General features: G+C 70.7%; 11 protein-coding genes and 1 pseudogene. 7 read left to right on the top strand and 5 right to left on the bottom strand.

Going from position 1 to position 14,992, the window contains the following annotated elements; all coding sequences use genetic code 11:
- Positions 1-11 precede the first annotated feature (11 nt).
- Both ACIRP7_RS42375 and ACIRP7_RS42370 read right to left on the bottom strand, forming a co-directional pair.
- Positions 12-812 (bottom strand): DUF2127 domain-containing protein, encoded by an 801-nt coding sequence (locus tag ACIRP7_RS42375; protein ID WP_403671346.1) that lies wholly within the window; start codon positions 810-812, stop codon positions 12-14.
- Positions 813-888: 76 nt separating this feature from the next.
- The gene (locus ACIRP7_RS42370) at positions 889-2,559 is read right to left on the bottom strand and encodes an MFS transporter (protein ID WP_403671343.1); all 1,671 of its coding nucleotides are present in this window, start codon (positions 2,557-2,559) and stop codon (positions 889-891) included.
- Positions 2,560-2,669: 110 nt separating this feature from the next.
- Here ACIRP7_RS42370 and ACIRP7_RS42365 point away from each other — a divergent pair, with 110 nt between their 5' ends.
- Positions 2,670-3,287 carry a TetR/AcrR family transcriptional regulator gene (locus ACIRP7_RS42365; protein ID WP_403671340.1) on the top strand — a complete coding sequence of 206 codons (618 nt, stop codon included), beginning with the start codon at positions 2,670-2,672 and terminating at the stop codon, positions 3,285-3,287.
- 135 nt (positions 3,288-3,422) lie between these two features.
- Here ACIRP7_RS42365 and ACIRP7_RS42360 read toward each other — a convergent pair whose 3' ends face one another.
- Positions 3,423-4,805, bottom strand: coding sequence for a cation:dicarboxylate symporter family transporter (locus tag ACIRP7_RS42360; protein ID WP_403671337.1), 1,383 nt, complete (start codon positions 4,803-4,805; stop codon positions 3,423-3,425).
- A gap of 151 nt (positions 4,806-4,956) precedes the next feature.
- On the opposite strand from ACIRP7_RS42360, the gene ACIRP7_RS42355 reads away from it, so the two are divergent.
- The 3 genes and pseudogenes from ACIRP7_RS42355 to ACIRP7_RS42345 form a co-directional block, all read left to right on the top strand.
- Positions 4,957-7,449, top strand: a complete 2,493-nt coding sequence (locus tag ACIRP7_RS42355) for an ATP-binding protein (protein ID WP_403671334.1) — start codon at positions 4,957-4,959, stop codon at positions 7,447-7,449.
- Positions 7,446-8,138 carry a response regulator gene (locus tag ACIRP7_RS42350; protein WP_403671331.1) on the top strand — a complete coding sequence of 231 codons (693 nt, stop codon included), beginning with the start codon at positions 7,446-7,448 and terminating at the stop codon, positions 8,136-8,138. Before ACIRP7_RS42355 ends, ACIRP7_RS42350 begins: the two co-directional genes overlap by 4 nt.
- Positions 8,114-8,737 (top strand): annotated as a pseudogene (locus tag ACIRP7_RS42345) (extracellular solute-binding protein); the annotation flags it as partial. The gene ACIRP7_RS42350 and the pseudogene ACIRP7_RS42345, both read left to right, overlap by 25 nt.
- Before the next feature lie 266 nt (positions 8,738-9,003).
- Here the strand turns inward: ACIRP7_RS42345 and ACIRP7_RS42340 are convergent.
- Complete coding sequence (locus tag ACIRP7_RS42340) at positions 9,004-9,462, bottom strand: PPOX class F420-dependent oxidoreductase (protein ID WP_403671373.1); 459 nt, start codon at positions 9,460-9,462, stop codon at positions 9,004-9,006.
- A gap of 178 nt (positions 9,463-9,640) precedes the next feature.
- Here ACIRP7_RS42340 and ACIRP7_RS42335 point away from each other — a divergent pair, with 178 nt between their 5' ends.
- On the top strand, positions 9,641-10,345 hold the full coding sequence (locus tag ACIRP7_RS42335; RefSeq protein ID WP_403671328.1) for a helix-turn-helix domain-containing protein: 705 nt from the start codon (positions 9,641-9,643) through the stop codon (positions 10,343-10,345).
- 62 nt (positions 10,346-10,407) lie between these two features.
- Here the strand turns inward: ACIRP7_RS42335 and ACIRP7_RS42330 are convergent, their stop codons facing one another.
- A complete protein-coding gene (locus ACIRP7_RS42330; RefSeq protein WP_352392136.1) occupies positions 10,408-11,433 on the bottom strand; it encodes an ATP-dependent 6-phosphofructokinase in 1,026 nt (341 codons plus the stop codon).
- A 183-nt stretch (positions 11,434-11,616) separates the two neighbouring features.
- On the opposite strand from ACIRP7_RS42330, the gene pta reads away from it, so the two are divergent.
- Together pta and ACIRP7_RS42320 are read left to right on the top strand one after the other, a co-directional pair.
- Positions 11,617-13,716, top strand: coding sequence for a phosphate acetyltransferase (pta, locus tag ACIRP7_RS42325; protein ID WP_403671325.1), 2,100 nt, complete (start codon positions 11,617-11,619; stop codon positions 13,714-13,716).
- Positions 13,713-14,930 carry an acetate kinase gene (locus ACIRP7_RS42320; protein WP_403671322.1) on the top strand — a complete coding sequence of 406 codons (1,218 nt, stop codon included), beginning with the start codon at positions 13,713-13,715 and terminating at the stop codon, positions 14,928-14,930. The genes pta and ACIRP7_RS42320 overlap by 4 nt, the downstream gene beginning before the upstream one ends.
- Positions 14,931-14,992: the final 62 nt, after the last annotated feature.

Raw genomic sequence — 14,992 nt, 5'->3', positions numbered from 1 at the left:
AGGCCAGGGCCCTAGGAGCGGTGCCGGGAACCCTGACCCGAGGCGCTGAGCTCGCTCCGCTCGCCGGCCTCCTTCACCTCCAGCAGCGACGCGCTGTGCCGTTCCTCCTCGAAGGCCCGGTGTCCGCCGCGCAGGCCGAACAGGCGCTTGGCGAGGAGGATGTAGAGGACGGCGAGGACGTTGAGGAACAGCGTGGCGATCTTCAGCCAGCTGATGCGTTCGGTGAGTTCGTAGATCTCCAGCGGGAGGAAGGCGGCCGTCGCCACCACGGTCAGGTACTCCGCCCAGCGCTTGGCGTACCAGAGGCCGACCGCCTCGACGAGCTCGATGAGGGCGTAGGCCAGCAGCAGCACGGCCACCAGGACCAGGGTGTTGTGCTTGTACCCGAACGTCTTCTGGACGGTGTCGACGATCGGTGAGTGGTCGAGGTCGTAGTGGAAGTGCCTGAACACCGGCCGGAAGACGTCGAGATACTCGTCGAAGAGCCGGCGCACCGCGTCCTGGCTGTTGCTGAACTTCCACACCGCGACCGCGGCCAGCACGATGAACACCCCGCGCACCGCCCGCTCGAGCGCGAGGAAGCGCAGCACGAACAGGTCCCTGAGCACCTTGCCGCGCGGGACGAGGGGCGCGTGGTCCGCGGGTCCCGAGCCGTGCGGCTCACCGAGGGCGAAGTCGCCGCAGCGCAGGCAGCGCCACACCCCGCCCACGGCGGTCTCGGCATACAGCCGCTCCCTGAGGCGGGGTTCGTCCGGCGCGTACGTCACATGTCCGCGGCGTGCGCACGTCCGCCGGTCCCAGTCGATCTTCATCCCCCGTGTGCCTCCGATGAAAAAGCGTGCCGTCCGGAGACGGCACGCTAGTGGGGCCGGGTAAGAATTCGGTGAGTCAGTGGGTGTCGACCAGTTCCTTCTCCGCCTCGGCCCGGGGGGCGGGCTCCGTGGACGTGCGGCCGGGCAGGAGCACCGCGACCAGGACGGTCCCGACACCCAGCACGATCGCCCCGATCAGGCTGGTGTGCGCCACCGCGTCGGAGAAGGACGAGCCGACCGCGTCCGCCAACTGCCGCGCGCCGGAGGCGAGTTGCCCGGCCTGCGCCTTCAGCTGGGCGGCCTGCTGCGGGTCGGTGGCCCCGGCGGCCTGCGCCGCGACCTGCCGGGCCTTCTCGCCGATGCCCTGCGCGACGGTGTATCCGGCGCCGACGGAGTCCTGGGCGGAGGACAGGGCGGCGGCCGGGAGCCTGCTGCCGGCGGTGGCGTCGGAGAGGTGGTCCGCGTAGGAGGTCGCCAGCAGCGAGCCGAGGATCGCGATGCCGAGCGAGCCGCCGAGTTCGATCGAGGTGTCGTTCACCGCGCCGCCGACGCCCAGTTCGGACTCGGGGAAGGCTCCCATGATCGCGTCCGTGGCGGGCGAGAGGGCGAGGCCGATCGCCAGGCCCAGCACCATCAGGGGCACGAGGAAATCGCCGTACGACGCACTCGCGTCGATCCGGGTGAGCAGCGCGAGGGCCGCCGTGCCGCCGACCATGCCCGCGGTGACCGTCCACTTCATGCCGATCCGCGGGGTGAGGAACCCGGTCAGGGCGGAGCCGACGAAGACCGCGCCGGCCAGCGGCAGCATGCGCAGGCCGGTCTCCAGGGCGCTGTAGCCGAGGACGAACTGGAGGTGCTGGGTGAGGTAGTAGAAGGCGCCGAAGACGGCCAGGAAGAACAGGGCGACGGCGAGGTTGGCGCCCGCGAAGCCGCGGTCGGTGAAGCGGCGGACATCGACGACGGGGCGCGGGTGTCGCAGCTCCCAGAGGATGAAGAGGGCGAGACCGATGCCCGCGACCAGCGCGGCGGCGATCGCCCTGGCGTGCCAGCCGAAGTGCGGGCCCTCGATGATCATGTAGACCAGCGCGCCGATCCACACGACCGACAGCAGGCCGCCGACGTAGTCGATACGGCCGTGCTTCGCGGCCTTGGACGGCGGGACGAGGACGAGGGCCGCGACGATCGCGACGGCGGCTATCGGGACGTCGATCAGGAACGTCGACGTCCAGGCGTGGTGCTCCAGGAGCGCGCCCGCGACCAGCGGACCGGCCGCGATCGCCACGCCGGAGGTGGCGGTCCACACCGTGATCGCCTTGGCGCGCTCACCGCGCGGGAAGGTCGCGGCGAGCAGGGACAGCGTGGCCGGCATGATCATCGCGGCGCCGGTGCCCATCACCGCGCGGGCCGCGATGACGGTCGTGGCGCTGTCGGCGACGTATCCGAAGACCGCGCCGCCGCCGAAGACCCCGAGCCCCAGCAGCAGTGCGCCGCGGCGGCTGTACTTGTCGCCGATCGCGCCGAACAGCAGCATCAGGGCGGCGTACGGGACGGTGTAGCCGTCGATGACCCACTGGAGGTCGGCGCTCGACAGCCCGAGGTCCTCGGTCATGTCGGGGGCCGCGACCGTGAGGGCGGTGTTGGCCATCACGATGATCAGCAGGCTGAGGCAGAGGACGAGAAGGGCCCACCAGCGGCGGGCGTAGGGGCGCTCCATCTTCTCGACCGGTTCGGTCATGACGAGTCGCATGGCAGGGGTGGCCTTCCTCAGCGGTCTTGCACAGTGATGTGCATTTGCTCAACGCTGTGCAATGTACGCTTGCTGCACAGCGCTGTGCAAGTCCAGCCGGTGGGGGCACAATGGCGGCCATGACCACGGGCCACTCCACTCGCGCCGACGCCAACCGCCGCCGCATCCTCGATGTCGCACTCGCCGAGCTGCTGCGCGACCCGGATGCGTCCATGGACCAGATCGCGCGCGCCGCGGGCGTCGTGAGGCGGACCGTGTACGGCCACTTCCCCAGCCGTGAGGCGCTGATCAGCACGCTCGTCGACGGGGCCGTGGAGGCGGTGGCGGCCGCCGACGCGGCGGGACGCGAGGGGATCGACGATCTGGCGCAGGCCGTGGCGGGCTCCGTGCTCGCGGTCTGGAAGGTCGCCGACCGCTACCGCATCCTGGTCGCGCTCGCCCAGCGCAGCGTCACGATGGAGGGCATCATCGAGCGGCTCGCCCCCGTGCGCGAAGCCTCTACCGAACTGCTCCAGCGCGGTCTGGACGAGGGCGTCTTCGTCTCACCGCTGCCGGCGCCCGCGCTGGCGTACGTCCACGAGCAGATGATGTTCGCGGTGATGGAGGCGGTAAACCACGGGCTGCTGGACGCGGAAGAGGCGGGCCGCTCCGCCGCGGTCACCGTTCTGACCGCGGCGGGCGTACCCGCCTCTCTGGCCACCGCGCTGGTGGCGAAACTGAGCGACTGAGCTGTTCTTCGGGAGTGGGTCCGGGCGGCCGAGCTACGGGGGAGTACTCGGCCGCCCGGGGCGGGAGCCGGGCCCGGGTTCAGGTCGGGCCCGACCCGGCTCTGTGTGGCCGTACGGCCATCGGCGTCCGGCCGCTCAGGCCTTGGCCAGCTCCTTCTCGCCGCCCTGCTCGGGGATGTCCGCCGTGACGTCCTCGTCGTCGTGGTCGTGGTCGAGGAGCGTCTTCTCGTCGAAGGGCAGGTGACCGGCGAGCACCTGGTCGACGCGCTCGCGGTCGATCTCCTTGGTCCAGGTGCCGATCAGGACGGTGGCGACGGCGTTGCCCGCGAAGTTGGTCAGGGCGCGCGCCTCGCTCATGAAGCGGTCGATGCCGACGATCAGGCCGATGCCGTCCACCAGGGCGGGCTTGTGCGACTGGAGACCGCCCGCGAGGGTCGCCATGCCGGCGCCGGTGACACCGGCCGCGCCCTTGGAGGCGACGAACAGGAAGAGCAGCAGCGGGATCTGCTCACCGACCGACATCGGCGTGCCCATGGCGTCGGCGATGAACAGGGACGCCATGGTCATGTAGATCATGGTGCCGTCGAGGTTGAAGGAGTAGCCGGTCGGGACGGTGATGCCGACCACCGGCTTGCTGATGCCCAGGTGCTCCATCTTCGCGATGAGCCGCGGCAGGGCGGACTCCGAGGACGAGGTCGACAGGATCAGCAGGAACTCACGGCCCAGGTACTTGAAGAGCGTGAGGATGTTGAGGCCCGCGATCATCCGCAGCATGACGCCGAGCACGATGAAGACGAAGAGGAAACAGGTGACGTAGAAGCCGAGCATCAGGACGGCGAGGCTCTTGAGGGCGTCGACCCCCGCGGAACCGACCACCGCCGCCATGGCACCGAACGCGCCGATCGGGGCGGCCCACATCACCATGGCGAGGATACGGAAGACGAGCCGCTGGATGTGCTCGACCCCGCGCAGGACCGGCTGCCCGGCCGAGCCCATGGCCTGCAGCGCGAAGCCGGCCAGCAGGGCGACGAGCAGGGTCTGCAGCACCTCGCCCTCGGTGAAGGCGGAGACGATCGTCGTCGGGATGATGCCGAGCAGGAAGGTGGTGGTGTCCTTGGCCTCCGCGTCCACCTGTGCGTGGCCGGCGTCCTTGATCGCGTCGGTCACCGCGAGACCCGTGCCCGGCTCCAGGATGTTGCCGACGACCAGGCCGATACCCAGGGCGACCAGCGACATGATCGTGAAGTAGAGCAGGGCGATGCCGCCGACCGCGCCGACCTTGGCGGCCTTGCGCACCGAGCCGATGCCCAGCACGATCGTGCAGAAGATGATCGGCGAGATCATCATCTTGATCAGGTTCACGAACCCGGTGCCGATCGGCTTCAGCTCGACCGCGAAGTCGGGGGCGACCAGACCGACGGTGATACCGAGGGCAACCGCGACGATCACCGCGATGTACAGGTAGTGAGTGCGGTCCTTTTTGACTGCGGGTGCCCTCTCGGGGGTGCTGGCGGCCACGGCTGCCCTCCTTGACGTCTTCGTCGGTATGACCGGCGTGCGGCTCACGTCCGGGCTTCTGAAGGAATGCCGTGACTATCTCCCGCCCTGTGAGGGCGGTCACCCTTCCGTTCATTTAGTTCACAATCAGCCATGGAGGCACACTGACGACATGCGCATCCCCGTACCGAGACCCCGGAGCCTCGCGGCCCAGCTCTTCGCCATGCAGGCCGTGCTGATCGCCGTGGTCGTGGCGGGGTACGCGCTGTTCACCTACGTCAGTGACCGGGGCCAGGCCGAGGACGCGGCGCGGCTTCAGGCCAGGGCCGTGGCGCGGGCGGTCGCGGACTCGCCGTCCGTGCGGGCGGCCATCGCCACGCCGAATCCGACGGCACGGCTCCAGCCCTACGCGCTGCGGGTCATGGCCGACACCGAGGTCGACTTCGTCACGATCATGAGTCCGCAGGGCATCCGCTGGACCCACCCCGACAAGAAGGAGATCGGCAAGCACTTCCTCGGCAACACCGAGCGCGCGCTCGGGGGCCAGACGTTCACCGAGACCTACACCGGCACGCTGGGCGCCTCGGTCCGGGCGGTCACTCCGGTCGAGGACGACCGCGGGAAGGTCATCGGTCTGGTCAGCGCCGGCATCCAGGTCGAGAAGATCAGCGAGCGGGTGCAGGGCCAGCTCACCGCCCTGCTCGCGGTCGCGGGCGGCGCGCTCGCGCTCGGTGCCGTCGGCACCTACGTCGTCAACGCCCGGTTGCGCCGGCACACCCACGGCATGAACGCGGCCGAACTCAGCAGGATGCACGACTATCACCAGGCCGCCCTGCACGCGGTGCGCGAGGGGCTGCTGATGCTGGACGGGCAGTACCGTGTCGCGCTGATCAACGACGGCGGACGGGAGTTGCTGGGCGTGTCCTCGCAGGACGGGGTGATCGGGCGGTCGGTGGCGGACCTCGGGCTGCCGGCGCCGCTGACGGGGGCGCTGCTCTCCTCCGAGCCACGGGTCGACGAGGTCCATCTGACGTCCACGCGGGTCCTGGTCGTCAACACCTCCCCGGTCTCCGGCGGAGAGCAGCGCGGCACCGTGGTGACCCTGCGCGATGTGACCGAACTCCAGTCCCTGATGGGTGAGTTGGACTCCGAGCGGGGCTTCACCCAGGCGTTGCGCTCGCAGGCCCACGAGGCGGCGAACCGGCTGCACACGGTCGTCTCGCTGATCGAACTGGGCCGCGCGGAACAGGCGGTGGGCTTCGCGACGGCGGAGCTGGAGCTGGCGCAGGCGCTCACGGACCAGGTGGTGGCGGCGGTGGGCGAACCGGTGCTGGCCGCCCTGCTGCTGGGCAAGACCGCGCAGGCGAACGAGCGGGGCGTGGAGCTGGTCGTGTCGGAGGACAGCCGCCTGGACGACGGGCTGCTGCCGGACACGCTCCCTGCCCGGGACCTGGTCACGATCCTCGGCAACCTCATCGACAACGCGGTGGACGCGGCGCAGGGCAGCGTGCGGGCGCGGGTGACGGTGACGGCGTACGCAGAGGACCGCGGGCTGGTCCTGCGGGTCTCGGACACCGGCGCGGGCGTGGACCCGGCCCACGCCGAGGCGGTCTTCCAGCGCGGCTTCTCGACGAAGCCGGCGGGTCCGGGCGGCCGCGGCCTGGGCCTCGCACTCGTACGACAGACGGTCAACCGCTGCAAGGGCACGCTGTCCGTCGCGGAGGCGGAGGGAGGCGGCGCGGAATTCCAGGTACGGCTCCCTCTGGGGGGTGAGCCCGAGATGCTCGACTGGGTGACGGGGTCTGAGAGCGGGGCGGGCTTCGAGGGCACGGCAGGTTCCGAGAACGCGGCCGGCTTCGAGGACACGGCCGGTTCCGAGGCCGCGGCCGGCTTCAAGGACACGGCAGGCTCCGAGAACGCGGCCGGCTTCGAAGACGCGGCAGGTTTTGAGAGCGCGCCCAACTTCGAGAACGCGGCCGGCTCCGAGAACGCGGCCGGCTTCGAAGACACGGCAGGCTCCGAGAACGCGGCCGGCTTCAAGGACACGGCCGGCTCCGAGAACGCGGCCGGCTTCAAGGACACGGCCGGTTCCGAGAACGCGGCCGGCTTCGAGGACGCGGCAGGGTCTGCGGGCGGGGCGGGCTTCGAGGGCACGGCAGGTTCCGAGGCCGCGGCCGACTTCAAGGACACGGCAGGCTCCGAGAACGCGGCCGACTTCAAGGACACGGCAGGCTCCGAGAACGCGGCCGGCTTCGAAGACACGGCAGGTTCCAAGAACGCGGCCGGCTTCGAGGACGCGGCGGAGTCTGAGGGCGCGGCGGGACCGGAAGGGGCTGCGGTGCCCGAGAGCGCCACGGTCCGGGAAGGCGCTGCAGGCCAGGATGGATCTGCGGCGCCTGAACACGCCACAGGCCCGGATGGCTCCCCGAGCCCCGCAAGCGCCACGCTCCGGGAAACCTCGACGGTCCCGGAAAGCTCTACGGTCCCCGAACACGCCACGGCCCCGGACAGCTCCCCGGCCCCCAATCACACCCCACCCCCCAAACCCTCCACCAACCCCGCAGCCCCCGCCCCGCCCCGGCGCCCCACAGCCCCAGAAGACCCCCCGCCGCCCAGCGGCTCCCCGGCCCCCGAAGGTGCCACCCTCCCCGGAGGCCACATATGACCGGCCCGCAGCCCATCCGTGTCCTGGTCGTCGAGGACGATCCGGTCGCCGCCGACGCGCATGTGCTGTATGTCAACCGCGTCCCTGGCTTCACGGCGGTGGGCAAGGCGCACACCGGTGCCGAGGCCCGGCGTCTGCTGGACCGTACGGCCGTGGACCTGCTCCTGCTCGATCTGCATCTGCCGGACGGGCACGGCCTCCAGCTGGCCCGTCAGCTGCGCGCGGCCGGGCATCAGGCGGACGTGATAGCGGTGACGTCGGCCCGGGACCTGACGGTCGTCCGGGAGGGCGTCTCGCTGGGGGTCGTGCAGTACGTGCTGAAGCCGTTCACCTTCGCCACCCTGCGCGACCGGCTGATCCGGTACGCGGAGTTCCACGCGTCGGCCGGTGAGGCGAGCGGTCAGGATGAGGTGGACCGCGCGCTGGCCACACTCCGGGCGCCGGGCCCGGCCGCCCTGCCGAAGGGGCTCAGCGCGCCGACCCTGGAGCGGGTGACGGTGGCGCTGCGGGACTGCGCGGAGGGGCTCACCGCGACCGGTCTCGCCGAGGTGGTCGGCATCTCCCGGATCACGGCCCGCCGCTACCTGGAGCATCTGGTCGACGCCGGCCGGGCGGCCCGCAGCCCGCAGTACGGGACGGTGGGGCGCCCGGAGTTGCAGTACCGATGGGTCACCCGACAGCAGCCCTAGCCTTCCGGTGCACGCTCATTGACCTGACTAGACCACTCCTCTTACGTTCACACGGCAGCCGTCCCGGCCACAACGACGTGAGGGCCACCGCCCTCACCGCATCCGCCCTCACCGCCTGCGGAGGCGGCTCCGGCGGCGATCCGGACACCGTGAGGGTCTCCTTCAAGCAGTCCACGGACAACTCGATCCACGTGATGGACGACCATCTCGGGGACGTCAAGAAGCAGTTCGAGAAGGCGAACCCCGGCAAGAAGGTCGAGCTCGTCCCCATCAAGGCCCCGGACTCGGAGTAATACACCAAGCTCCAGCAGATGCTCCGCTCCGCGAAGACCGCGCCCGACCTGGTCTACGAGGACACCTTCCTCATCAACTCCGACATCACCAGCGGGTACTTGAAGCCCCTCGACGCCTACCTCGCCAAGTGGCCGGACTGGAACCGGTTCATCGACACCGCGAAGGCCGCGGCGAAGGCGGAGGACGGCAAGACGTACGGCGTCCCGGACGGCACCGACACCCGGGGGCTCTGGTTCGACAAGAGCATCTTCGCCAAGGCGGGCCTGCCCTCCGACTGGCAGCCCAAGACCTGGGACGAGGTCCTCGCCGTCGTCATCTCGCTGGCCCTGTTCACGTCACCCCTGCCCGGCACCCCGGCCGCCCGCCGCTGTCTGCGCCGGCCCGCCACACGCGTGCGTGCGCCGCGCGTCCTTCACACCTTGGAGACCCCGCGATGACCTCGATGTTCCGCCGACCACGCCCCCGGAGCACAACTGCCCCCTGCCGCACGCGGTCAAGGTTCACGGGGGCGTCAGCCAGTGGCCGGGGGCCGCGTGAGCGGCGCGTCGCCCCCGGACCCCGCAGCGCGTGGTCACTCCTCGGGCAGCACCCCCGGCCGGAACGGCTCCACCCCCACCACCCGGCGCACCCGCACCGGCTCGATCAGCAGCATCACCCGCCGCTCGCCCGCCAGCAGCCACGGGTAGCGCTCCTCGCCGATGTACTTCTGCGTGAGCCGGTCCATGGAGCGCTCCGCCTTCTCGCCCTCGACGAAGCGCACCACCCGGCCCCGGATCTCGACGCGGTCGTAGGGGTTCTCGGGGTCGTGGTGGGAGAGGGAGACGTTCGGATTGCGCCGCAGGTTTTGTTCCTTCACACGTCCGATCGCCGTGTTGACCATGACGTACTCACCTTCGAGGTCCGCCCACATGGGCGAGACCTGCGGCGCTCCGTCCGGACCGACGGTCGCGAGATGCCAGAAGTTCGGCGCCAGCAGCCGCTCGCGAATATGCCCCTCTACCTTGCCATTCACTTCGTACACGAAGATCACACCTCTTTCCGGCCACCCGAGCGGGCACCCGGCGCCATCCTCGCCACCGCGCCCGCACCGCCGACAGACGATCTTCGGCCAGCCCGAACCCACGGCCGAAACCGTAGGTTCGCACAATCCGTGATACTGGCCGAACAGACCGTAGTCACCGCACGCCCGCGCCCCTAGCTTGTGGGCCGTGCGCCGACCACCCGCCCTGCCGAACCAGCCCGGACCGCCCTTCGACAACCTCACCGCCCGCAGACTCCGTGTCGCCCTCGGCATGGGGCCCGAGCACGTGGCCTACGGGCTGCGCGTCTCGTACGGGCTCCCCTACGTCACCCCTGATCTCGTCGTCGCCTGGGAACGCGGGACCCTCTGCCCCACGAGTCCGGAACTCACCGCTCTCGCGGGCGTGTTGTGGTGCTCCCCCGGTGAACTCATCGGCCGCCCCCGCACCCTGCGCGAGCACCGCGTCGCGCGCGGCATCGCCCCCGAGGACGTGGCCCGTGCCGTGGGGCTCGAACTGCTTGCCTACCTCGGCATGGAGGAACACGACGAGTGGCGCGGCACCGACCGCCAGTCCGCCGCCCTCGCCGACCTGCTGGAGCTGACCCTGCCGGACTTCGTCGCCGTCACAGGACGCGAGAGGCGGCTCGCCGAATGCCTGCGCGGCGCGGTCAGCACCCGCTGGCAGGCCTACGTCCGTCAGATCGCGAAGATCGTGCCCCTGGACCGGCGCCTGGTGGAGGAGACCCTCATGGACCTGCACCGGCAGTACCAGGGACAGATGGTGTCCACCCTGAGCTGGGGCGGGGGCGGCGCACGCTCCGGCGAGGCCGGCCAGGAGTTCCTGGCCGAGATCGTGGAGCGGTTCTGGGAGGCGGTCGAGACACGGCCGTAGAACGAGACGGCCGGCAGGCGGCCGACAGACAGCCCTGGAACGGCGACCGCCCGGACGCGTGCCTAGAAGACCGACTCCACCTCGTCCATCCGGTCCTTCGGGACCGTCTTCAGCTCGGTGACCGCCTCCGCGAGCGGCACCATCACGATGTCGGTGCCCTTGAGCGCGGTCATCCGGCCGAACTCGCCCCGGTGCGCGGCCTCCACGGCGTGCCAGCCGAAGCGGGTGGCGAGGACCCGGTCGTACGCGGTGGGGACGCCGCCGCGCTGGACGTGGCCGAGGATGACCGGCTTGGCCTCCTTGCCGAGCCGCCGCTCCAGCTCGTACGCCAGGGCCGTGCCGATGCCCTGGAAGCGCTCATGGCCGTACTTGTCGATCTCGCCCGTGCCGTAGTCCATGCTGCCCTCGGCGGGGTGGGCGCCCTCGGCGACGCAGACCACGGCGAACTTCTTGCCGCGGGCAAAACGCTCCTCGACCATCTTGACCAGGTCGGCCGGGTCGAAGGGGCGCTCGGGCAGGCAGATGCCGTGGGCGCCGGCGGCCATGCCGGACTCCAGGGCGATCCAGCCCGCGTGCCGGCCCATGACCTCGACGACCATCACGCGCTGGTGGGACTCGGCGGTGGTCTTGAGGCGGTCCATCGCCTCGGTGGCGACGCCGACCGCGGTGTCGAAGCCAAAGGTGCGGTCGGTGGAGGAGATGTCGTTGTCGATCGTCTTCGGGACGCCGACGACCGGGAGACCCGCGTCGAACAGCATGCGGGCGGCCGTGAGGGTGCCCTCGCCGCCGATCGGGATCAGCGCGTCGATGCCGAACTCGTGGATCATGTCGGAGGCGCTCTCACACGCCTCGCGCAGCCGGTCGCGCTCCAGGCGGGAGGAGCCGAGGATGGTGCCGCCGCGGGCCAGGATGCCGCTGACGCTGTCCAGGTCGAGGGCGCGGTAGCGGCCGTCCAGGAGGCCGGAGTAACCGTCCTCGAAGCCGATGACCTCGTCGCCGTAATTGTCGACCGCGCGGTGCACGACCGACCGGATCACTGCGTTCAGGCCCGGGCAGTCGCCGCCTGCGGTGAGAACTCCGATGCGCATCGTGCTGTGTCTCCTGCTCGCTGTTGATACCGGTGAGCCAGGTCCGATTCTTTCACGTCCCGCACTGCACCGTCGCATCCCGTGCTGACGGGCGCCTTATCCATCGATCGGGGTACTGTCAAGAGGGTTCTGCTCACCCAGGTGGGCGATTTTTATGCCGTCCAGGAAACGGAGTGAGCTCGCGTGACCCGCAGCGTGTACGTGACCGGGATCGACCGCGGCGACGGCCGCCAGGTCGTCGAGCTGGGGGTGATGGAGCTGCTGACCGGCCAGGTCGACCGGGTGGGGGTGTTCCGGCCGCTGGTGCACCACAGTCCCGACCGGCTCTTCGAGCTGCTGCGCGCCCGCTACCGGCTCGCCCAGGACCCGGCCACCGTCTACGGCCTCGACTACCAGGAGGCCTCCGCGCTGCAGGCCGAGCGCGGCACCGACGAGCTGGTCTCCACCCTGGTGGACCGCTTCCACCTGGTGGCCCGCGACTTCGACGTCGTCCTGGTCCTCGGCACCGACTTCGCCGACACCCAGCTGCCGGACGAACTCGCGCTCAACGCCCGGCTCGCCAACGAGTTCGGTGCCTCCGTGATCCCGGTCGTGGGCGGCCGCACGCAGCCCGCCGAGTCGGTGCTCGCGGAGACCCGCAACGCCTACCGGGCCTACGACAGCCTGGGCTGCGACGTCCTCGCCATGGTCACCAACCGGGTGGCCCGCGAGGACCGCGACGAGATCGCCGAGCGGCTCCGGGGCCGGATGCCCGTGCCCTGCTATGTCGTGCCGGACGAGCCCGCGCTCGCCGCGCCCACCGTCGCCCAGATCGGCCAGGCGCTCGGCGCGAAGGTGATCCTCGGCGACGACTCCGGGCTCGCCCGGGACGCGCTGGACTTCGTGTTCGGCGGCGCGATGCTGCCGAACTTCCTGAACGCCCTGACCCCGGGCTGCCTGGTGGTCACCCCGGGCGACCGCGCGGACCTGGTCGTCGGCTCGCTCGCCGCGCACAGCGCCGGCACCCCGCCGATAGCCGGCGTGCTGCTCACCCTGAACGAGGTGCCGAGCGACGAGGTCCTGACCCTCGCCGCCCGCCTGGCCCCCGGCACCCCGGTGCTCTCGGTGGCGGGCAACAGCTTTCCCACCGCCGCCGAACTCTTCGCCCTGGAAGGGAAGTTGAGCGCCGCCACACCGCGCAAGGCGGAGACCGCGCTCGGTCTCTTCGAGCGGTACGCCGACACCGCCGAGCTCGCCCGCCGGGTCTCCGCGCCGAGCAGCGACCGCCTCACGCCGATGATGTTCGAGCACAAGCTCCTGGAGACGGCCCGCTCCGACAAGCGCCGGGTCGTGCTCCCCGAGGGCACCGAGCCGCGCGTGCTGCACGCGGCCGAGGTGCTGCTGCGCCGGGGCGTCTGCGACCTCACGCTGCTCGGCCCGGTCGACCAGATCCGCAAGAAGGCCGCCGACCTCGGCATCGACCTCGGCGACTGCCGGCTGATCGACCCGGCGACCTCCGAACTGCGCGACGCCTTCGCCGAGAAGTACGCGGCCCTGCGGGCCCACCGGGGCGTCACCGTCGAGCTGGCCTACGACGTCGTCTCCGACGTGAACTACTTCGGCACGCTGATGGTCCAGGAGGGCCTCGCCGACGGCATGGTGTCCGGCTCGGTGCACTCCACGGCGGCGACCATCCGCCCGGCCTTCGAGATCATCAAGACCAAGCCGGACGCCGACATCGTCTCGTCGGTCTTCTTCATGTGCCTCGCCGACAAGGTGCTGGTGTACGGCGACTGCGCGGTGAACCCCGACCCCGACGCCGTGCAGCTCGCCGACATCGCCATCCAGTCGGCGGCGACCGCCGAGCAGTTCGGCGTGCAGCCGCGGATCGCGATGCTGTCGTACTCCACCGGTACGTCGGGCTCGGGCGCCGACGTGGACAAGGTGCGCGAGGCCACCGGGCTGGTACGGCAGCGGCGGCCCGACCTGAGGATCGAGGGGCCGATCCAGTACGACGCCGCGGTCGAGCCGACCGTCGCGGAGACCAAGCTGCCGGAGTCGGACGTGGCCGGGCAGGCGACGGTCCTGATCTTCCCGGACCTCAACACGGGCAACAACACCTACAAGGCCGTGCAGCGTTCGGCCGGCGCGATCGCCGTCGGGCCGGTGCTCCAGGGCCTGCGCAAGCCCGTCAACGACCTGTCCCGGGGCGCCCTCGTCTCGGACATCGTCAACACCGTCGCCATCACGGCGATCCAGGCCCAGACCTCGACCCTCGCGACAGAGAAGGCCACCGCCCAGTGAGCGCCACCCGCGTCCTCGTCCTCAACTCCGGCTCGTCGTCGGTCAAGTACCAGCTGCTCGACATGCGGGACAGCAGCAGGCTCGCGGCGGGGCTCGTCGAGCGCATCGGTGAGCAGTCCTCGCGGCTGAAGCACACGCCGCTCGCCTCGGGTGTGGCGCGGGAGTGGACCGGCCCGATCGCCGACCACGACGCCGCGCTGAAGGCCGTGGCGCAGGAGCTGGCGCAGGACGGCCTCGGCCTGGACTCCCCCGAACTGGCCGCCATCGGGCACCGGGTCGTGCACGGCGGCAAGACCTTCACCGAGCCGACGGTGATCGACGAGACCGTGCTCGCCGAGATCGAGCGCCTGATCCCGGTCGCCCCGCTGCACAACCCGGCCAACCTCACCGGCATCCGCACCGCGCGGACGCTGCGCCCGGACCTGCCCCAGATCGCCGTCTTCGACACCGCGTTCCACACCACGATGCCGGAGTCCGCGGCGCGCTACGCGATCGACGTGGAGACCGCCGACGCACACCGCGTCCGGCGCTACGGCTTCCACGGCACCTCGCACGCGTACGTGTCCCGGGCGACCGCGAAGCTGCTCGGCAGGGCGCCCGAGGACGTCAACGTGATCGTGCTGCACCTGGGCAACGGCGCGAGCGCCTCCGCGGTCCGGGCCGGCAGGTGCGTGGACACCTCCATGGGACTGACGCCTTTGGAGGGACTCGTGATGGGTACCCGCTCCGGAGACCTGGACCCCGCCGTCATCTTCCATTTGATGCGTGTTGGCGAAATGTCCACGGACGAGATCGACACTCTTCTCAACAAGAAGAGCGGGTTGATCGGCTTGTGCGGGGACAACGACATGCGGGAGATCCGCCGCCGGGTCGACGAGGGCGACGAACAGGCGAAGCTCGCATTCGACATCTACATTCACCGGTTGAAGAAGTACATCGGCGCCTATTACGCGGTGCTCGGCCGCGTGGACGCGATCGCGTTCACGGCCGGCGTCGGGGAGAACGCGGCACCGGTGCGCGAGGCCGCCGTGGCGGGCCTGGAGCCCCTGGGCCTGGCGGTGGACGACGCGCTGAACGCCGTACGGAGCGACGAGCCGCGACTCATCTCGCCGGCGGGCGCCCGGGTGGCGGTGGCCGTGGTGCCGACGGACGAAGAATTGGAAATCGCGACACAGACCTACGCACTGGTCGAAGAAAAAGCGACCGAGCAGTAACCGCAACTGAGCGCGACCCCGCCCATTTGTATCTTCCGCCAGACGGAATATTCCGCAGGGAA

Origin of the sequence: Streptomyces sp. NPDC102270 (genome assembly GCF_044766405.1) — a bacterium.
Taxonomy (GTDB): Bacteria; Actinomycetota; Actinomycetes; order Streptomycetales; family Streptomycetaceae; genus Streptomyces.
Note: the sequence above shows the minus strand (reverse complement) of the source record. Positions and strands in the feature narration are given on the sequence as shown.

Excerpts from the sequence above, each read along its gene's own strand:
- ACIRP7_RS42375 (WP_403671346.1), bottom strand. The coding sequence starts at position 812 with ATGAAGATCGACTGGGACCGGCGGACGTGCGCACGCCGCGGACATGTG.
- ACIRP7_RS42370 (WP_403671343.1), bottom strand. The coding sequence starts at position 2,559 with ATGCGACTCGTCATGACCGAACCGGTCGAGAAGATGGAGCGCCCCTAC.
- ACIRP7_RS42365 (WP_403671340.1), top strand. The coding sequence starts at position 2,670 with ATGGCGGCCATGACCACGGGCCACTCCACTCGCGCCGACGCCAACCGC.
- ACIRP7_RS42355 (WP_403671334.1), top strand. The coding sequence starts at position 4,957 with ATGCGCATCCCCGTACCGAGACCCCGGAGCCTCGCGGCCCAGCTCTTC.
- ACIRP7_RS42350 (WP_403671331.1), top strand. The coding sequence starts at position 7,446 with ATGACCGGCCCGCAGCCCATCCGTGTCCTGGTCGTCGAGGACGATCCG.
- ACIRP7_RS42330 (WP_352392136.1), bottom strand. The coding sequence starts at position 11,433 with ATGCGCATCGGAGTTCTCACCGCAGGCGGCGACTGCCCGGGCCTGAAC.